This window comes from Microcoleus sp. MON1_C1 (assembly GCF_036701945.1).
Classification (GTDB): Bacteria; Cyanobacteriota; Cyanobacteriia; order Cyanobacteriales; family Microcoleaceae; genus Microcoleus.
Genome location: NZ_JAUBRO010000006.1, coordinates 100,413 through 120,347 on the forward strand (window position 1 = coordinate 100,413; position 19,935 = coordinate 120,347).

13 protein-coding genes are annotated in these 19,935 nt (G+C 47.7%); 11 read left to right on the top strand and 2 right to left on the bottom strand.

What is annotated here, in order from left to right:
- The first annotated feature begins 23 nt into the window (after nt 1-23).
- From ruvB to QUA62_RS05245, 11 genes are all read left to right on the top strand, one after another.
- Nucleotides 24-1,112, top strand: coding sequence for a Holliday junction branch migration DNA helicase RuvB (gene ruvB, locus QUA62_RS05195; RefSeq protein WP_333402785.1), 1,089 nt, complete (start codon nt 24-26; stop codon nt 1,110-1,112).
- A 12-nt stretch (nt 1,113-1,124) separates the two neighbouring features.
- Complete coding sequence (locus QUA62_RS05200; RefSeq protein ID WP_333402787.1) at nt 1,125-1,688, top strand: Uma2 family endonuclease; 564 nt, start codon at nt 1,125-1,127, stop codon at nt 1,686-1,688.
- Nucleotides 1,689-1,797: 109 nt separating this feature from the next.
- Nucleotides 1,798-3,552 carry a DNA repair protein RecN gene (gene recN, locus QUA62_RS05205; protein WP_333402788.1) on the top strand — a complete coding sequence of 585 codons (1,755 nt, stop codon included), beginning with the start codon at nt 1,798-1,800 and terminating at the stop codon, nt 3,550-3,552.
- Nucleotides 3,553-4,154: 602 nt separating this feature from the next.
- Complete coding sequence (locus tag QUA62_RS05210; protein ID WP_333216018.1) at nt 4,155-7,364, top strand: GAF domain-containing protein; 3,210 nt, start codon at nt 4,155-4,157, stop codon at nt 7,362-7,364.
- A 453-nt stretch (nt 7,365-7,817) separates the two neighbouring features.
- Nucleotides 7,818-8,366 carry an inorganic pyrophosphatase gene (locus QUA62_RS05215; protein WP_333402790.1) on the top strand — a complete coding sequence of 183 codons (549 nt, stop codon included), beginning with the start codon at nt 7,818-7,820 and terminating at the stop codon, nt 8,364-8,366.
- 160 nt (nt 8,367-8,526) lie between these two features.
- Nucleotides 8,527-9,858, top strand: a complete 1,332-nt coding sequence (locus QUA62_RS05220) for a serine/threonine-protein kinase (RefSeq protein WP_333402791.1) — start codon at nt 8,527-8,529, stop codon at nt 9,856-9,858.
- 144 nt (nt 9,859-10,002) lie between these two features.
- A complete protein-coding gene (locus QUA62_RS05225; RefSeq protein WP_333402792.1) occupies nt 10,003-11,409 on the top strand; it encodes a serine/threonine-protein kinase in 1,407 nt (468 codons plus the stop codon).
- A 257-nt stretch (nt 11,410-11,666) separates the two neighbouring features.
- The gene (locus QUA62_RS05230) at nt 11,667-12,179 is read left to right on the top strand and encodes an inorganic diphosphatase (protein WP_333283632.1); all 513 of its coding nucleotides are present in this window, start codon (nt 11,667-11,669) and stop codon (nt 12,177-12,179) included.
- Nucleotides 12,180-12,703: 524 nt separating this feature from the next.
- The gene (locus tag QUA62_RS05235) at nt 12,704-13,612 is read left to right on the top strand and encodes an MBL fold metallo-hydrolase (protein ID WP_333402794.1); all 909 of its coding nucleotides are present in this window, start codon (nt 12,704-12,706) and stop codon (nt 13,610-13,612) included.
- A 20-nt stretch (nt 13,613-13,632) separates the two neighbouring features.
- The gene (locus QUA62_RS05240; RefSeq protein ID WP_333216029.1) at nt 13,633-14,199 is read left to right on the top strand and encodes a diheme cytochrome C; all 567 of its coding nucleotides are present in this window, start codon (nt 13,633-13,635) and stop codon (nt 14,197-14,199) included.
- A 399-nt stretch (nt 14,200-14,598) separates the two neighbouring features.
- Nucleotides 14,599-15,156: an HPP family protein gene (locus tag QUA62_RS05245; RefSeq protein ID WP_445301640.1), complete on the top strand. Its 558-nt coding sequence runs from the start codon at nt 14,599-14,601 to the stop codon at nt 15,154-15,156.
- 144 nt (nt 15,157-15,300) lie between these two features.
- Here QUA62_RS05245 and QUA62_RS05250 read toward each other — a convergent pair whose 3' ends face one another.
- Nucleotides 15,301-16,455: a phosphodiester glycosidase family protein gene (locus QUA62_RS05250; protein WP_333402798.1), complete on the bottom strand. Its 1,155-nt coding sequence runs from the start codon at nt 16,453-16,455 to the stop codon at nt 15,301-15,303.
- A 136-nt stretch (nt 16,456-16,591) separates the two neighbouring features.
- Entirely contained in the window at nt 16,592-19,717 is a 3,126-nt protein-coding gene (gene ppc / locus QUA62_RS05255) for a phosphoenolpyruvate carboxylase (protein WP_333402799.1), read from the bottom strand.
- Nucleotides 19,718-19,935 lie beyond the last annotated feature (218 nt).

Genomic DNA, 19,935 nt, shown 5'->3' on the forward strand with positions numbered 1-19,935 from the left:
CCGCTGCCCGATCGCAAATAAATATGGCTATTATCTCCTCCAAACAACAGCCCCCCGACCCAAATCTACCCGAAGACATAGCCCCGACCCGTCGCAAAAAAGTGGCCAAACCCGAGGCGGAATCGCTGCTAGAATCGCAAGAACTACCCGACGAAATCAACAGCAAACAAGACGACAAAATCCGACCCCAGCGGTTAGCTGAATACATCGGGCAAAAAGACTTGAGAGAAGTTTTGGCGATCGCAATTGCAGCCGCCAAATCTCGCGGCGAACCGATGGATCACCTGTTACTATACGGGCCGCCAGGGTTGGGCAAAACCACAATGTCGCTAATTTTAGCAGCAGAAATGGAAGTTGAATGCAAAATCACCACCGCCCCAGCTTTAGAAAAACCGCGAGATATTGTCGGATTGCTGATCAACCTCAAAGCAGGCGACGTGCTGTTTATCGACGAAATTCACCGCTTATCTAAAGTTACAGAAGAAATCCTCTATCCGGCGATGGAAGACTGCCGCTTAGATATTACGATCGGTCAAGGCAAAAGTGCCAAAATCCGCAGCATTCCCCTGAAACCATTTACCTTAGTAGGAGCAACCACAAAAGTCGGGTCCCTGACATCTCCATTGCGCGATCGCTTCGGCTTGATCCAAAGATTGCGCTACTACGAAATAGACGAACTCAGTCTAATTGTCCAAAGAACCGCCCAAGTTCTCGACACTAAAATCACTCCTGAAGGAGCCATAGAGATTGCCCGCAGAGCTCGCGGAACGCCCCGGATCGCTAACCGTTTGCTGCGGCGAGTTAGAGACTACAGCGAAGTCAAAAACTTAAAGCCAATTGATGCCGAAGTGGCCTCACTAGCCCTGGAATTATTCAACGTCGATCCGCTGGGTTTAGATTGGACAGATCGACGGATTTTGACAGCAATGATTGAGAACTTTAACGGTGGGCCGGTGGGTTTAGAAACTCTCGCAGCTTCGACAGGAGAAGATACTCAAACCATTGAGGATGTATACGAACCGTACTTAATGCAAATCGGATTTTTGCAGCGGACAAGTCGGGGCAGAATGGTAACTCTTGCTGCTAGAAAACATTTGGGTTTTATGGAATAAAAGGAGTAAAAAATGGTACAAATACAAACAAAAACACTAACTTTGTCCGAGTTTCTAAAACTGCCCGAAACCGAACCAGCTAGCGAATATATCAACGGTCAAATCATCCAAAAACCTATGCCACAAGGAAAACATAGCCGGATTCAAGGTGAATTAGTCCCAGCCATCAATGTCGCTGTTAAGATTCAGAAAATTGCCTTAGCTTTTCCTGAATTGCGGTGTACTTTTGACGGCAGGTCAATCGTGCCAGATGTCACAGTATTTACTTGGGAAAGAATACCAGTTGATGAAAATGGGGATGTTGCTAATGTATTTGAAACTTACCCAGATTGGACAATTGAAATTCTGTCTCCAGGGCCGAGTCAAACTAAAGTAACTGGGAATATTTTACACTGTCTGAAAAACGGCACTCAAATGGGTTGGCTGATCGATCCGATGGTGCGCTCGATCTTAATTTATCCCCCTGGAAAGCAACCAGAAATTTTAGCAAAACCCGAAGAAGTGTTGCCCGTTCCAGATTGGGCAGCAGAATTGCGGCTGACGGTAGGAGATTTGTTTGGGTGGTTGAAACTATAGCCGAAGTCAGTTGCCAGTTGACAGTTGTTACCAATTCCCAATTACTAATTACTAATTACTAATTACTAATTCCAATTTCCAATTCCAATTTCCAAATTCCAAATTCCCCATGTTAATATCCCTCAGAATAGAAAACTTTGCCTTAATTGACTGCCTGGATCTAGATTTTGGCCCGAGTTTGAACGTATTTACAGGGGAAACCGGGGCCGGCAAATCGATTATCCTAGATGCGATCGATGCAGTGTTGGGCGGGAAAGTCGATCGCCGCTCGATTCGCACCGGAGCAGCGCGGGCAATATTGGAAGCTACCTTTGAATTGGACAAAGCCGCAGCTTTGTGGCTGGGCGAGCAAGAAATCGAACCCATAGACGGAAATTTAGCCGTTTGCAGCCGGGAAATTAACGCATCCAGCGGTGCTCTACGCACCAGATCGCGCTTGAACGGAATTCTCGTCAACCGCCAGTTAATGGATCAACTGCGCGATCGGCTGGTCGAAATTACCGCCCAAGGCCAAACCGTCCACCTCGGACAAGAAACCCTCCAGCGAGAATGGCTTGATTTATACGGCGGCAAAAAGCTTACTGAAGCACGATCGATCATCGCCTCCGCGTGGCTGGGAGCCAACAACGCCAAAACAGCCCTCAAACGCAGGCGTCAGTCGGAACAGCAGCGACTGCAAAGACTTGATTTGTTAGAATACCAAGTCCGAGAACTCGGCGAAGCCCACATCGAGGACGCCGACGAACTCGAACAGCTAGAACAAGAATCGATCCGACTCGGCCACGTCGTCGAATTGCAGCAGCAGAGTTACCAAGTCCACCAAGCCCTGTACCAAAACGACGGCGACACCGCATCAGCCGCCGACTTGTTGAGCAAAGCCGAAGTAATTTTAAGCGACATGGCGGTTTACGACGTGCAGTTGCAACCAATCCTAGAAATGGTCAGCGATGCTTTAGCTCAAGCCACAGAAGCCAGCCGGCAAATTAGCAGCTACGGCGAACAATTAGAAGCAGATCCCGAAAGACTCGAAGAAGTAGAAGATCGGATTCGGGAACTCAAACAAATTTGCCGCAAATACGGGCCGCTTAAAGAAGCGATCGCCTACTACCAAAGCATCCAAAACGAACTAAATGAACTTTTAGAAGGAGGCGAGTCAATGGAAGCCTTAGAACTCGCATATCAGACCGCTTTAGAGCAATTAAAAGAGGCTTGCAACCACCTCACCACCCTGCGGCGCGAAGCAGCCCTCAAACTAGAAACGCACCTCGTAGGAGAACTTAAGCCGTTAGCAATGGAAAAAGTGCAGTTTCAAGTCGAAATCTCGCCTTGTACCCCAACCGCTACCGGTGCCGACCAAATCGCCTTTTGTTTCAGCCCCAATCCGGGCGAACCTTTGCAACCTCTGGGCGCGATCGCCTCCGGGGGAGAAATGAGCCGCTTTCTACTCGCCATCAAAGCTTGTTTTTCCCAAATAGAAAGCGCCGGTACCCTGATTTTTGACGAAATCGACGCCGGAGTCTCCGGGAGAGTCGCCGGGGCGATCGCCAAAAAACTCTACCAACTCTCCGACAAACACCAAGTTCTCTGCGTCACCCACCAGCCGCTGATCGCTGCGATGGCTGATTTTCATTTTCGCGTCAACAAACAGACGATCGAAGCAGAACCAAGTATCGAGGAAGCCGCAGCCCACTCCGAACCAATGGAACGTACAGTAGTCAGAGTGGCCGCCCTCAACAGTGAGCAGCGGCGCGAAGAACTCGCCCAACTCGCCAGCGGCCGCTCAGCAACAGAAGCCATCGCCTTCGCCGAATCCCTGCTTGTCGAAGCCGCCGGATTGCGCCAAACTCAGTCTGCCAAACCCTAAGCAGACCCTCAAGCCGATCGTGGGGTTAAAAGGCGGAGTTTTTCCGATCCGGAGGTTACACTAAAAATGGCAACCGCAAGTTTTACAAAAAAAAGCTGAAAGCCCCGTGAGTTTAGTTACGGGATGAAAGCTAAGAGCAGCAAAATTGAGAGAAATTCTAGTTAAAAACCACAATTGTGTAGAGAAGGGCACACATCACTAGCAACTGGTGGTGTCACAATTGCCGATAGTCCTACAATGCCATCCCTCTTTCAGCAGTCCTCCCAGCAGTACGCATTCATGTTCCTGCAGGCGATCGGCTCAAAGATCGGCAGAACCTACTTAAACCAGGTACGCACAATGTCAAAATCAGTTAATAAACCATTTAAACAACATTCGCGATCTCTAAAAAGATTGCAGCACTCCCATAGCCTCGTTACTCTCCCACCCTCCGTTCAGCAGCAAGGCCAACTGAATTTCCCTTGGCCTGTGGCCGGAGTTCTGTAAACTGGGAAATACTTTCACACATAATTGAGTTTTGTGCGACAGGTGACTCACTAATGAACTTGCCCGCTCTCCTAGCTTAGAGACTAACCCTTACGCTTAAGATTCTGTAAAGGTCTATGAAATCTGCATCTCCCAATCTGCCAGCTATGGAAAACAACACGACAGTGACAGTAGAGGCCACTGTTGTCAGTGAAAACCATGATTTTACTGTTGTCAGTGAAAACCATCAGGAAAAATATTCTCAGCCTTCCTCTAGCAGTAGCGCCCTTGCCAAAAGTCCAGGATTATCCGGTGTTCTCGATCTCCTAAATAAGGAAAGCTTTACAGAAGTAGTTAAGGAAGTAGAAGAGAAACTTAAGGTTGTCAATCAAACCCTGGGAATGCTGGACAATATTCTTGACGCGCAGGGATTCGACGCCATCCTTAACGAAATGTTGCAGTCGATTACCCTCAAAACCGGGGAATTGCTAAATGCCGATCGCAGCACGATATATTTATTAGACGACGAAAAAAATGAACTCTGGGCGATCGTCGCTAAAGACGAAAATGGCAAAAGTCTAGAGATCCGAGTTCCCGCCCATGTGGGCATTGCGGGAGAAGTAGCCACGGAAAAAAAAGTGGTGAACATTCCTTATGATTTTTATAACGACCCCCGATCGGCTAACGCCCAAAAATTTGACGAAAAAAATGGATATCGCACTTATACAATGCTGGCGATGCCCCTGCTCAACGAAGAAACAGGAGAGTTAGTAGCAGTAGTTCAACTGATTAATAAACTCAAACCCAACCACCAACATTATGGTACTTTAGAATCACAGATTGACAAGGCAGGATTTACTCAAGAAGACGAACAAGTTTTTCGAGAATTTGCCCCGTCGATTCGCCTAATTCTAGAGTCTTCTAAATCTTTCTACGCAGCAACTCAAAGACAACGGGCCGCGACAGCGCTGATGAACGCCGTCAACGCTCTTTCTCAGAGCGGTTTAGACTTAGAAGATACCCTAAAAAGGGTGATGGATCAGGCCCAAGAACTCATGAACGCCGATCGCAGCACGCTGTGGCTGATCGATGAAGAGAAAGACGAACTGTGGACGAAAATCCCGTTCGCCGGCAGCTTGAAAGAACTTCGCATACCCAGAACAGCAGGTTTTGCAGGCATCGTGGCCGAATCCGGCGAACCGCTGTTGATTCCCTTTGACGTGTACGACGATCCTCGCGCTGAAATGGCCAAAGAAGTGGATCCAAAAACTGGCTACCGTACTTGCAGTATGCTCTGTATGCCAGTCTTTAATGCAGATCACAAATTGATCGCAGTTACTCAATTAATGAACAAAAAAAAACAAGGAGAATTTCCCCCCTACAACCCCGAAAACTGGCCACAAGCCCCAGAACAATGGAAAGCGAGTTTCAATCGCAGCGACATGGAATTTATGAAGGCGTTTAATATCCAAGCAGGAGTCGCCCTGCAAAACGCCAAACTGTTTGCAGAAGTCAAACAGCAAGAACAAAGACAAAAAGATATGCTGCACGCCCTGACTAACGGCGTGATTTCTACAGATAAAAAAGGCCATATAGTAGCGACAAATCCCAGTGCCACAAAATTACTGGGTGTCAGCGATGCCGAATTAGCCGAAGGTCAATCTTTGCGCGAGTTAATTAAGTTAGAAAAAGGCGATTTTGCTAAGTGGTTTGATGCGTCTTTGTCTCCCGAAGACGATAAGGATCGCCAGCAGTATTACCCCGATCAAGTTTTGGTATCCTGTGTAGGGAAACCGCAGAGTATCAATCTCTCGATAAATTCTATGACGGATGCGATCGACCCCAGCAAGGTCAACGGCGCGTTAGTCGTCATGGAAGATATTAGCGAGGCCAAGCAAGTCAAGAACTTGATGTACCGTTACATGACGCCTGAAGTAGCCGAAGCTTTGTTAGCTTCAGGGGATATTGGATTGGGCGGTAAGCGCAAAAACGTTTCGGTGCTGTTCTCAGACATTCGCAGCTATACCACACTTACGGAAAAATTGCAAGCCGAAGAAGTGGTAGTGATGCTAAACAAATATTTTGAAGTGATGGTAGATGTCGTATTCGAGTACGGAGGGACTCTCGACAAATACATCGGCGACGCTCTGATGGCAGTTTTTGGCTCTCCAGCGCCCCTAGAGGATCATGCTTGGTGCGCCATGCAAACCGCAGTGAAAATGCGGGAAAAACTGGCAGAGTTCAATCAAGAGCGCATGGCACATGGGGAATTGCCGATCGGCATCGGTATGGGCGTCCATTCCGATGAAGTTGTCAGCGGCAACATCGGCAGTAGCAAACGCATGGAATTGACTTCGATCGGAGACGGCGTAAACCTCGCCTCTCGCTTAGAAGGCGCCAGCAAGCAGTACGGCACCGACTTGATCATCAGCGACAATACTTACAGAGATTATGCCGATCGGCTGTACGTGCGAGAACTCGACTTTATTACTGTCAAAGGCAAAAGCGAACCCGTAATCGTTTACGAACTCATCGGCATCCGCGAGGGATACTCGCCAGTGGGCAAGTCACTAACCGAAACACAGCAAAAAATTGTAGAACATTACACCAAGGGGCGCGAACATTACAAAACTCCAGTCAGCCAAAGACTCTCAGAAAGTGAGGTGAAAAACATCTTAAAGGATGTCGCCGAAATGCCGGAGGCAGAGATTAAGAAACTGTCCTACAATCTAGAGCAACAGTTGGAACACGAACTAAGGAAGCTGTTATATCAACTGAAAAAGCTGTCAGAGTACGATCCGAAAAACCTGTCAGAAGCCGACAAACTCATCGTACTGTTGCAGACAGAAATCCAACTGCTGAAATTGGAAGGAATTAAAAACCTCTCGGAAGACGAAGCCAAAATGCTGCTGCAAGCAAAAATCAAGCCGCTATCAGCAGACGATATTAAATACTTGCAAGAAGGCGAAGTCAAAAAGCTCTTGGAAGCAGACATCTTACAACCATCAAATCCCCAAATCAAGAGGCTGAAACCCGCAGAGATCAGGCAGCTATTGCAGGCGAAAATTAAAAGTCGGGCCTGCGAGACAGTTGCAGAAATGTTAGATGAGGAATTTGAAAACCTGGGACTCGATCGGGTGAAAAAACTGCTGAGCGAGTTTAAGAAAGCCTTAGAACCAAAAGCCAAGCAAGCCTTTACAGACGCTGAAGGCGAATTTAAGGCCGTTCTGGATGTTGACCCGAAAAACAAGGCAGCTAAATTGCACGTCGATCGCTGTATGTTATTTCAGCATGCGTTTTCAGATGTACTCAACTGGGATGGTGTGTGGAATCTCACAGAAAAATAGCAGTAGCCCACAGCAAATCCTCGCGGTGGCGCCAGGGTTCCGGGTGGGGCAATCGCGATCGGGGGGTGCGCCTCCCACCCCACCACCTATTAACCTGAATATCCTATTGAGGTAATTGTAAATAAGCTCCAACAGGTATTATGGTTATATAACCGGATTTGAATTTGCAAGCGAGATGCCGGGGTTTCGCCCTAGGTGTTTCGTTCGCACTACCTACCGCAACAAACTTAGCACTTCTATTATTTGAAGCGCTTAAAAATAGTTATGACGGGCGGCAGCGTTACCAGGTTTCTGAGAAAAATCTTGGAGAAAGGCGACGAAACATCCGCTCAAAAACCGGGTTTCTCACCCCGCCCGCGTAAGTCTTAATAGCGTTAGTGGCTCCTAAAAAGAGCTTCCTTCGCAGATAGTCAATGTTCTAGTCTTAGATATAGAAAACCACTAGCGTCAGTTATGAATAATTGGAATTCGCAATCGGGAGATGTTGAGTGGGTAGATCAGGTTTACCAACTATTGCTGGAGATTGCTCGGAGCTCCTTGTCAGATATCCCCAGAATCCCGGAAAACATCACTGTTAAGGCTATCCCTCTGATCCAGAAGGTACAAAGCATTCAGCAAAGACCTGACGGGCAAGTGTTCAAATCTGGTTCCTTTTCAGTAAACGATCGCGAATGGGTCGATCGAGTCTGTCAACTATTGGTAGAACTAACCAGCGCGTCTTTGTCGGAACAGCCAAAAATGCCGGAAAACCTTGCAGGCAGATCTTTAGCCCTCGCCGATAGAGCACAAAAAATTAAAGAAGACATCGAAGAAAATGCAGCCGGAACCCCAACAGATGAAGATGAAAATTCCTTACAGTCTCCAGACGCGCTGCTTTCCCTCTTGCACCACAGTTTGAAAACTCAGCGCGCCAAAAGCTACAAGCCCGATGCTCCCGAATGGCAGCAAGTCTTGAGCCTGCTCGACGTAGTGCAGTCAATTTACAAGCAAATCCAAAATTAAATTCAAGCTTAACTCAGGGGCATCTTTATGGTGCGCGATCGCTGGCTCTTAAAGGCAGTTGCTCTTTGACATAAAATTTTTTTTGCCGTAGCCCGAACATTTCCGATTATTGCGCTTTTGTCAACTACACTAGGTTTAATCGGTTCTAGGGCAAGAGAACATGAGCGGACAAAACATCGGCGATTTGTCAAAAGAAATATTAGCCGATCGCTATCAGTGCGATCGGCGGCTCGGCAAGCAAGCAGGACGGCAAACTTTACTCGCCCGCGACTTAAAAACCCAACAGCAAGTAGTAGTCAAACTTCTCTCATTCAGCAGCGACTTTAACTGGGAAGACTTAAAACTGTTTGAGCGAGAAGTCGAAACCTTAAAATCCCTATCCCATCCCGCAATTCCCCGATATCTAGACTCCTTTGAAATCGACACGCCCAACCGCAAAGGATTCGCCCTAGTTCAGAGTTACATCGAAGCCAAATCCCTACAAGAATATCTCTCAGACGGCCGCACCTTCAGCGAAAGCGAAGTCAAACAATTAGCCACAGCATTATTAGACATCCTCGCATACCTGCACCAGCGACAGCCCCCGGTGATTCACCGCGACATTAAACCCAGCAATATTTTACTCAAAAATCGATCGGGTAACAGCGTCGGCGAAGTCTACCTAGTCGATTTCGGTGCAGTTCAAACCCTAGCCACGCAACAGGGAAAAACAGTCACCGTTGTCGGAACCTACGGCTATATGCCGCCCGAACAATTTGGCGGGAGGGCGGTTCCCGCTTCCGACTTGTACGGCTTGGGAGCAACATTAATCGCCTTAATTACCAAGCAGCATCCTGCCGATTTACCGCAACAAGATTTGCAGATCGAATTCGAGCAATTTACCCAACTGAGTCCCGGTTTTACCAATTGGCTGAAGTGGATGACACATCCCAGTTTAGAGCGCCGTCCCGCCTCAGTTCAGATGGCAAAAGAAGTTCTAGAAAAACCGCAGCAAATAAATAAATATTCCCAGACATTGAGACAGGGAAAAACCGTGACTACCTTTAGCTTGTTCGACAATGCGATCGACCGCAGCTTTGGGATGGGAACCCTAGCTGTAGCAGCTTGTGCAGCAATTTACAGCACCTTTATTATTCCGGTACTGGGGACAATTGTCGGAGCATGTATCGGTCTTGTTCTCGGCTTGCTGCTGGGGGTGGGGAACGGAATAATCGTAGGAATCGTCACGCGCTTGTGGTTTTTTCCCCTAACTAATCCCAAACTTCACCGACAGGTTTTAACTGCAATTAGTTTTGGACTCTGCACCTGGACAACCATCGTTTTCTTTCAGCCAATGGCGCAGATCTATGTGAGCCACGATAACGGTAATCATATTATCTCTTCCAGCGAGTATATTATCTTTGTGCTTGCACCGTCGCTAATTGCAGGACTGTCAATGGGTGCAAGTAGCAAGTCTATTGCCCGGTGGTATCAAAAAGCAAGCGAACTGTAATCTAAAATTTAGATAGGACTTACGCACTCCCACCAAAGAAACCGGGTTTTTACGAAAATACTTCATTGCAACCGCAAAACTCGCTAAAAAACCCGGTTTCGGGACCCCAATGATAACCTCAAGTTAAAATTAAGGTAAAAAAAGATGAGTGGCAAAGTATTAGCAGAACGCTACGAAGTACAGCGACAACTGGGAAAACAAACTGGTCGCCAAACGCTGCTAGCTCGTGATTTGCAAACTCAAAAATTAGTTGTCATCAAACAGCTATTCCTCGGCAGCGATTTTGAATGGCAAGACCTCAAGCTATTTGAACGGGAAGCGGAAACTTTAAAAGCACTCGATCACCCAGCAATTCCTCGCTACCTCGACTACCTGGAAATTGACGAACCAGACAGCAAAGGATTTGCCCTGGTACAGACTTATGTAGAGGGGAAAACTTTGGAAGACCATTTGCGATCGGGGCGTACTTTTAGCGAAAGCGAGGTGAAAGAATTAGCTAAATCGCTGTTAGAAATTTTGATTTATTTGCACGAGCAAAATCCGCCTGTTATTCACCGCGATCTTAAACCCAGCAATATTTTACTGCACAGCAGAGCCGGTCACTCGGTCGGACAAGTTTATTTAGTTGATTTTGGTTCGGTGCAGAACCAAGCTGCAAAACTTGGTGGGACAATTACAGTAGTGGGAACTTATGGATATATGGCGCCGGAACAATTTGGCGGGCGCTCGGTTCCGGCTTCTGACCTCTACGGTTTAGGTGCAACTTTAATTTATTTGGTAACGGGTTTGCATCCCACCGAACTGTCGCAGCAGGATTTGAAAATTCAGTTTGCCGATCGGGTAACGCAGCTCAACCCAGATTTAATTGATTGGCTGGAGTGGATGACAGAACCGAGTTGGGACAAACGGTTATCTTCGGCTGGGGAAGCATTGCGAGCACTCAAAAGTCCCCGCCCGATAGACAAAAGTCTTAGGACAGTACAGCCACCAGGCAGCGATATTAAACTAACAAAAAATTATGAGTTTATAGAAATTGTAATTCCGCCACAAGGAATCACTTTTGGTTTAATTACCCTGCTTTCGGCTGCGGTAGCGGCGAGTAATACCTCATTTATAGAGAGGAATTTTTTTACCGCTCAGTTAGCGATAAATCACCAATTATTTATAATAATATCAGGAACTTTCTTAGGTGCGGTAGGAGTAATGTTTTTATTTGCACTATTTCGGGAAATGCGTCTCAGAATCGATCGGCCGCAAATTTCCTATAGCTGGCATCTGCTAGGGTTGAGATGGAATCATTCCCGACCAGCTCCCAGACAAGACATTTGCCAGTGGGAAATTAAAGAAATTGAATATACTAGGTGCGGCACGCAACAAAAATTACGCCGAGTTTCTCAGATGATTATTCAAGCCGGCCACCAAAAATATCGACTAGGAGTGAAGCAGAGACTAAGTGAATCAGAAATCGAATGGTTAGCAACAGAACTCAGCCAGTGGTTGGGATTGAAAATTAAAAGAACTTTGAAAGACGGTGGAGTGATTATATGGTAGATATGAAAATATCTCCCCACGACAAAAACAAAGCATTGCGCCCTCAAACTGTGGGATGCGTCCCGCCCCTCCGGTGTATTTTCACAGCAGGTGGGACACCCCACAAGCCTCATCCTCAAATTGTGTAACCCCGATCGCACTCGTCGGCTTTCGGTCAATCTCATGCAACCGTCGGCCCCGATCGCCCGTAAAATGCTATCAAAGGGATTTGGCAAGTAGCACTCATCCCAATCATCTGTTAACTTGGAGATATTGTTGTGGACTTATCGCTAATTCCGGCACAGCCGAAACCAGGACTGCTCAACGTCCTCATCGAAATTACCGCCGGTAGCAAAAACAAGTACGAATTTGATAAAGACTTGCAAGCCTTTGCTCTCGATCGGGTGCTTTCTTCCTCAGTCCAATATCCGTGCGACTACGGCTTCATACCCAATACCTTAGCCGATGATGGCGACCCCCTCGACGGCATGGTGATGATGGATGAGCCCACATTTCCAGGGTGCATAATCGCAGCCCGTCCGATCGGAATGCTGGAAATGATCGATGGAGGCGACAGGGACGAAAAACTCCTGTGCGTTCCCGACAAAGACCCGCGCTACGCTCACTATAAGTCCCTCAAAGACGTAGCCCCCCACCGCTTGGACGAAATTGCCGAATTTTTTAGAACCTACAAAAATTTGGAGAAAAAAGTCACGGAAATTCAGGGTTGGCAAGATGTCGATCAAGTCATGGCCTTAGTGGAAAAGTGCATCGCAGCCGATCGCAAATAAGCCCCTAGCCCGCACTCCTCGACTGCAACCCGACTAAAAACTCAGGAGGCCGAACTTAAGGCAACCGCTGCCAGTCTAAGGATGCAGTCGAGGAACGGGTAGCTAGAAGGTCAAATCAGTCGTGAATGCCGAGTCACCGGAACGGCATTCCTCAAAACCCAGCCCCAGCCCCAATCTTGAAAAAAATACTACTCCTAGAGTAAGATTAAGCGCAAATTATACCCCTGGGGAATGCGTTCTACGTTTGAGGAAATTTTACCCTAACACTTAGATAGATCGGCGCTATCTTAATCTCAGAACACAGAACACGCCGGGCAGCCCGCATGATGCAAAAAATAATCTCTCAAGCGTGACATCTCCTACACCAACCCGTAAGGTTGAGAATTCTAACAGCCCAAGTGTTCGGCACTCGGATGGTTTCCCGATAAAGCGCTTGATTATAGTACAGATTGCTAAAAAGTAAAAACTAAAAAGTAAAAACTAAGATTTCAACTCCCAAGTTCCTGCCGCCAAAACTAAAAAAAATGCCAGATTCCGCACCCTCTCTACCCAATCCACAGCCTTCCGATCGCAAAGCCACAATGGAAAATAGTCCTTTGACCGAGTTTGTCGTTCAGTTTTGGGGCGTGCGGGGCAGCATAGCCACCCCCGGCACCAAAACACTTCGCTACGGAGGTAACACCTCCTGTGTAGAAATGCGCTTGGGTAAAAAACGCCTGATCTTTGACGGCGGTACGGGCCTGCGAGTTCTGGGTCTAAACTTGCTGCGGCAAATGCCAGTGGAAGCCCATATGTTTTTTAGTCATACTCACTGGGATCACATTCAAGGGTTTCCGTTTTTTACTCCCGCCTTTATCCCGGGGAACTGCTTTCACATTTACGGTGCGATCGCCCCCAACGGCACTACCATCAAACACCGTCTTGCCGACCAAATGGTGCACCCCAATTTTCCCGTCCCCATCCAAGTGATGCAGTCAGACCTCAAATTCAACGATTTGACGCCTGGGGATATTCTCGAACTCGACGATGTGAAAATAGAAACAGCACTGCTCAACCATCCTAATACGGCGATCGGATATCGAGTCACCTGGGAGGGACACACGGCCGTCTACTGCACCGATACAGAACATTTTCCCGATCGCCTCGACGACAACGTGGTACACCTAGCTCGCAACGCCGACGTGCTGATTTACGACGCCAACTACACCAACGAAGAGTATTACAACTTCAAAACCCCGAAAGTCGGCTGGGGACACTCGACTTGGCAAGCAGGAGTAGAAATAGCGAAAGCTGCTGGAGTCAAAAAAATCGTGATGTTTCACCACGATCCGGGCCACGACGACAATTTTCTCGATCGAGTCGAAGCAGAGGTGCAGGCAACGTTCGCCAATGCCTGCTTAGCCCGCGAAGGCATGAGCATACCAGTGATTTAACCAAAAATAAATTCAGAATTATGAAACAGGAAAAACCCCGCAAACGTCGCAGAGTAGGCTTGCGGGGGCTTTACTCAACGTTGCTAGTGTTGATAATTATCTGCTGTACCTGTGGCGGATGGGTTGCAGCTCAGACTGCCTACTCTCGCACTCCCGCGCGACTTGCTCAGGTGTCTTCGATCGAGGATACTGGTACGGTCGATCGCATTCCCGAACGCTACCAACTCGGACAGCAACTGTACCTAGAAAACTGCGCCACCTGTCACATCGCTTTACCGCCGCAAGTATTACCTACAGAAACTTGGCGCCGCTTGCTGCAAGATTCCCAACACTACGGACAAACCATCCAACTGCTAGTAGACCCGCCCCGCCTGCTAGTCTGGAACTACCTGCAAACTTTTTCCCGTCCCCAAGCAAAAGACGAAGAACTCGCCTACCGAGTCGCCAGTTCTCGCTATTTCAAAGCACTGCACCCCAAAGTAAAACTGCCACAACCCGCAAATATCAGCAGTTGCGTTACTTGTCACCCCGGCGCGTCTCAATACAATTTCCGCAAGCTTACCGCCGAGTGGCAAAACTCTCCGTAACGAAGATTAAGTTCGTAATGAGATCCGAGTGCGAGCGAGAAGATCGCACTAACCAGAAAACGGCGATCGCATTCTGACCTAGAGACTTATCCAAAGTGTGGGTGCGATCTTTCAATTTATGCTTACTGGGCATCGCACCTTACAAGTAACCTCTGGCTTTACCCTCATCAATAACTCTGACGGCTAACGGTGAAGTTGTGCGACTGCCGATAAAGTCGGTTGCAAAACCGACCAAACTTGCTAGTGGGTTCCAAGCGAGTGGTTAGCTGCTGCTTGAGTGGCATAGAAGTAAAAAATCTGTGCCTTTAGCTACTTTTTGAGCAATTGTTATGATATCTTAACTTTACCGGAGGCTAGTTCAGACAATTTAAGAAGCCTGGTTATCAAGTAACCTGATTTATGATTGACAGTAAAAAAATTCAACTAAAATGGGAAAGTTATTGGTTTAAAACCTTTGGGAGATGGCGCTCGTGTCCATTGACCTGCCCAATAGACAGACCTCATCCTCGGCATATTTTTTGGAGTTTGATTGGCAGTTTTTTGGCAATTACTGCAACGTCCTATCTTGCTCTAAAAACTAATACTCCTTTACTAATGGCTCCGTTTGGCGCTACAAGCGTTCTGATATTTGGTGTCCCTGACAGCCCTTTGGCTCAACCCCGGAATGTCATTGGGGGCAATTTCTTAGCTGCTCTCACCAGTTTAATGATTGTGCATTTTCTCGGTTCTTCTCCCTGGGCGATGGGAATGGCTGTTTCTAGTGCGATCGGAATTATGCAGATTACCAGAACTCTACATCCGCCTTCGGGAGCAGTTGCCTTAGTCGTCATGATGACCAAACCAGACTGGAAATTTTTGCTAACACCTGCTTTTGAGGGCTCAATAATCTTGGTCTTGTGCGCCGTCATCTTTAATAATTTAGCGGCAGAAAGGACGTATCCCCAGCACTGGTTATAGCATTATCTCTAATTCTCTCATCCTTCCTTCGGGAGCACTACCCAAAATCGCCATGCTCCCTCGATTCCGACTTCCATCGGACTTCTTTCTTCCATCCGTTACATCCCGTACAGTGCAACGGAAGCCGAACTTCCTTCTGCTAGATCAATCAAAAAAAACGGACGGATCGGGGGAAGGTCGAGATCCCTTTTGAAAGCGTTCCCAGGACTCCTTTAACTGAGCCGGCGCTGGATTTTCGCGATCGTAAACCACCAGCACATTCGTCAAATTCCGGCCCGGTGGCAATAAAATCTGCCCCTGATGAGCCAAACCCACCGAAGCGCCCCCGTCCAAATTCATCGCTTCAAAACAGCCGATCGCCTGCATAACTTTAGCTTCTGCTTCCAAAGACAAACTGTCAAAAAAAGTCACCAAAAATAACTTATCTCTCGAAGCCGGAAAGCCGATCGCCGTTCTCGAACCCACGCCCAAAACATGAGAATCTTTAAAACCTTCCGATAAAGGAGACAGCCAAACTTTCCCCCCTTTAACCAATCTCGGCCCGCAAGTCAGAGAAAACCAATGTTGACTCCAATCCGGCTTACCTTCAGTTCTAGCCGTCACCATTTCCAATTGATTTCCCGCTTTAATCCCCAAAGTCGTGCCGTAATTTTCCCATCGGCTGTATTTGAGAAACTTACCCGCCGCCACCATATTGCCCAGCACAGATTTCTGCTCATCTTTACCAAAAAAAGTCCCGTTAGCAACAACAGCAGCCCGGTAACGCGACACCATATTTTCAAAAGATTCGTCACCCCGCGTTACTTTTGAAGTATTTGCAAAGTCTGCATTATTAGCTAACCCAATTGTGATATAAATTTCTGGGTCGGCGAGGTCAATAGTTGTCAGATAAAAACTTGCGCCAGCTAGCTTTTGACTGCTGAGTTGTACAGGTTTTGCTTGATTAGCGGAACGTCTAATAACTTGAGTTTGAGACTTCACAAAAGGAGAATTCGCGGCCTTTGGTTGAGGAGTTTCCGGCGATTTAACGATGGGATTGCTGGGCTGAGTTTGAGGAGTTTTCGCGGATTTTAGAATGGAATTACTAGGCAGAGGTTGAGGAGTTTGATTGGATTGTATACTGGATAAAAAAGCGAGTGACTTTTGCCACAGTTGACCCATGAGAGTCAAGAAAATATCTCGGTTTTGGGCGATCGCAAAATAGTCAGCCGCAACCCGCGCCAAAGCTATGCCCGTTAAAAATAAAAAAGTGCGCCGCAGCATCGGGCGACAACCTTCAGACTGTTTGCGTTTAGACATAAAAAATCTCAGCTAGGATAGCGAACAGTTTTCTATGGCTGTGACTACAATGGGCGATCGCCTGAATTCTGAAACTACCAGTAGCAAGGTGCGCTACGCGCACCTCACCACGAATTCAAAACTCAAAACTATTTCCCTAGCCCGTATTCCGCATCCCCGCAGCAATACCATTAATCGTCAGCAGAGCTCCCCGCAACAATTCACCCTTGCTGTAACGCGAGTGAATCACCCCCGGAACCCCGCCACTACCGTGCTGCCGCAAGCGTTTCAGCAGCGAAACCTGCAACAAACCCAAAGGCACAATCGTCGCATTTCGCAACTGCACCGATCGCTGCAATGCCGGATCTTCGTCCAACAAACGTTGGTGTCCAGTAATCGTTAAAACCAAATCGCGAATCAAGTGAAATTCGGCAGCAATTTGATCGAATAAAGCCTTAAACCGCTCCTTATCAGCAGGCAAAGCTAACTCCTGCACGTAATGTTCTGCAATCTGCAAATCCACCTTAGATAAAGTCATTTCCACCTTAGAAATTACCATTCTAAAAAATGGCCACTTCAAGTAGAAATACTGCAAAAGTTTCATGTGTTCTTCCGGTTCCTCCAGCAAAAACTCTTGCAAAGCTGTGCCGACACCGTACCAAGAAGGCAGCAAAAAGCGGCTTTGAGTCCAGCTAAACACCCACGGAATTGCTCGCAAACCGCTGATGTCTTTTTTGCCACCGCGACGGGCCGGGCGAGAACTAATTTGCAACTGGCTGATTTCTTGAATCGGGGTAACTTGGTGGAAGAAATCAACTAAATCCGGCTGTTCGTAGATTAAATGGCGGTAGTGCGATCGCGATCTCGCCGATAACTCTTCCATAATCTCATTCCAAGGGTCGATGCCATCGAAACCAGTGTGCAGCAAACTAGCTTGAATTACCGCCGCCGCCACAGTTTCCAAATTGTAAAGCGCCAACTCGGGCAAAGAATATTTAGAAGCCAAAACCTCGCCTTGTTCGGTAATCTTAATTCGCCCGCTAATACTCTTTCCAGGCTGAGCCAAAATTGCCTTGTAAGCAGGCCCGCCGCCGCGTCCTACAGAACCGCCTCTGCCGTGAAAAATCCGCAACTCTACATTGTATTTTTCCGCAACCACTTGCAAAGCCTTTTGAGCTTTGTGGATTTCCCAATTGCTGCTGAGGAAACCAGAATCTTTATTGCTGTCCGAATAGCCCAGCATCACCTCTTGCAATTTGAGAGTGTCGATTGGACATTGGATATTTTCTTCGCTTTTTTCCGCTACTTCCTGCGCGTATCCTCCTATTAGCAAAGCTCGATAAAGCGGCAGATCAAAGATTTTTTGCATTACTTCCGGCGCTTTTTTCAAATCTTCCACAGTTTCAAACAGGGGAACTACTTGAATGCTGCTAATTCCTGTCGCCGGATCGTAAAGTCCGGCTTCTTTTGCTAACAGCAAAACCGCCAGTAAATCGCTGACATCGTGGCTCATGCTGATGACGTAAGTTTGGCAAATTTCCGGGCCAAACTCCTGGTGCATTTGCCGCAATATCCGGAAGGTATTGATCGTCTCGCAAGTTTTGGGAGAAAAGGGCAATTCTGCTGGAATTAAAGGGCGGCGAGTTTGCAGTTCCGTTGCCAGCCAAATAATTCGATCGCCTTCCGACATTTGATTGTAAGGCTTGGGCAAAATTTGCAAGTATTCAGCAATTTCGCTCAAAGCGTCGGAGTGTACTGTTGACTCTTGGCGGATATCTAGGTAAGCCAAATTAAATCCGTAAATTTCTACTTGGCAGAGCAGATTTTCCAAATCCCGACAGCTCAAACCTGTTTCCACTAAATTGCGTTCGATGAGCTTCAGCTCGGTCAAAAACTCAGCGCCCGATCGATAAAGGCCGGTCATTCCGGGATTTTCTGACAAAGCTTCGCGCTCCCGCTGCAACTCGTCTCCTTTGTAGAGCCGCCAATTGCGATCGCGCGTATTTTCCAGTCGCTGCAGCACGTAGGCCAGCTTCAACCGATAAGGTTCTTGGCGGTAGCGGATTGCCCATTGTTCGTAAACCTCCGGGAATTCCGATTTGTCGCGATCGAGAGATTCCAGCAATTCCGGCAGCACGTCGCTCCAGTGCAGCGACAAACTCAAAAGTTCGTTCAGCCGCTTCACGGCGTTGATGTACTTACACAGCACCAAATGGCGCTGATAGCAAGCGGTTTGCCAAGTAACTTTCGGAGTCACAGAAGGATTGCCGTCTCTGTCGGAACCTACCCAAGAACCGAATTTGCAAAAATTGTAACTCGGCGGTTTCAGGTAAGGATAAGAAGCGTGCAGCGCTTGCTTGAGTCGGTGGTAGAGTTCTGGAATTGCATCAAACAAGACTTCATCAAAGTAGTGCAGAGTGTACTCCACCTCGTCAAGCACAGTCGGCTTGAACTGGTGCAGTTCGTCAGTGCGCCACCAGAGGCGAATTTCTTCCATCAGTTGCTCTTGGAGAGCCGCCGCTTCCCAGCAAGACACCGGATAGGGGCTTGGAGAGTCGGCCCCGATCACCTGAAATTTCTCGTCAACTTGGTCTAGCTGTTGGAGAATCTTCGCCATCCGCCGCTGCTTGGTGCGGATCGTGTGGCGGACAATTTCCGTCGGGTGAGCGGTAAATACCAAGCGGATGTCCAACTGATCGATCAAGCGCTGAATTTGCTGGCTCGGCACGTTCAAGCGCAGCAGCATCGGGAACAGTTGGTGAAAAGTGCCGGCATCTCGGGCGATCGTCTCGCTGCTGTCTGCATTGCTCAGAGCTGTTTGGGTGGGGCTTGGGCCTTCCCTGTGCCGCGGGCGATCGGGGGCATCCGTTGCTTGTCCTGGCAGCTTAGAAAACATCCGCCCCCCAGCGTCGTTGCTGCTAGCGTAAGCTAGCTGTTGGTCTCGCTGTTCGTAGTGCTGTTCGACAATGTTGATTAACTGGAAATACAGTGCAAAAGCCCGAGCCGCGCGGATGGCGGCGTTAAGGTCGAGCTTTTCGATTAGCTGTACGACATTCGAGTCACGAAAGTGAGTGGCTTGTCCCTCAGCGGAATTGACCGATCGCATTTGTTGGAGCAAATCCACCAATTCCTGCCCGCACTCCTGTCGCAGCACCGATTCCCACAAGTCCTCTACTACTTTGAGGCGATTGCGCAGAAACAGGTCTGATTTTGAGTAAGCGGGAGAATGGGAAATAGATGTTGCATCAATAGCCTGTTCTGAAGACTGGAGGACTGAACTCATCGGGCTGTTCCTCAATAGCTGCGGGTGTCAAGAAAATTGTATGGTTTAGTTTCGCCTAAAACACTTTTGTTTGCAGTCAAATTTGAGACAACTTCTTGCAACGTAGAAAGTAGAAGGCACTTATGTACAAAGTATAAGGAAAGATTAATTCTTAGGCCACAGATTGTACCTATTGTCAAGCTTTCATATCTGTTGACTTGCGATTTTAGATTTTAGAC

Excerpts from the sequence above, each read along its gene's own strand:
- ruvB (WP_333402785.1), top strand. The coding sequence starts at position 24 with ATGGCTATTATCTCCTCCAAACAACAGCCCCCCGACCCAAATCTACCC.
- QUA62_RS05200 (WP_333402787.1), top strand. The coding sequence starts at position 1,125 with ATGGTACAAATACAAACAAAAACACTAACTTTGTCCGAGTTTCTAAAA.
- recN (WP_333402788.1), top strand. The coding sequence starts at position 1,798 with ATGTTAATATCCCTCAGAATAGAAAACTTTGCCTTAATTGACTGCCTG.
- QUA62_RS05210 (WP_333216018.1), top strand. The coding sequence starts at position 4,155 with ATGAAATCTGCATCTCCCAATCTGCCAGCTATGGAAAACAACACGACA.
- QUA62_RS05215 (WP_333402790.1), top strand. The coding sequence starts at position 7,818 with ATGAATAATTGGAATTCGCAATCGGGAGATGTTGAGTGGGTAGATCAG.
- QUA62_RS05220 (WP_333402791.1), top strand. The coding sequence starts at position 8,527 with ATGAGCGGACAAAACATCGGCGATTTGTCAAAAGAAATATTAGCCGAT.
- QUA62_RS05225 (WP_333402792.1), top strand. The coding sequence starts at position 10,003 with ATGAGTGGCAAAGTATTAGCAGAACGCTACGAAGTACAGCGACAACTG.
- QUA62_RS05235 (WP_333402794.1), top strand. The coding sequence starts at position 12,704 with ATGCCAGATTCCGCACCCTCTCTACCCAATCCACAGCCTTCCGATCGC.
- QUA62_RS05240 (WP_333216029.1), top strand. The coding sequence starts at position 13,633 with ATGAAACAGGAAAAACCCCGCAAACGTCGCAGAGTAGGCTTGCGGGGG.
- QUA62_RS05245 (WP_445301640.1), top strand. The coding sequence starts at position 14,599 with ATGATTGACAGTAAAAAAATTCAACTAAAATGGGAAAGTTATTGGTTT.
- QUA62_RS05250 (WP_333402798.1), bottom strand. The coding sequence starts at position 16,455 with ATGTCTAAACGCAAACAGTCTGAAGGTTGTCGCCCGATGCTGCGGCGC.
- ppc (WP_333402799.1), bottom strand. The coding sequence starts at position 19,717 with ATGAGTTCAGTCCTCCAGTCTTCAGAACAGGCTATTGATGCAACATCT.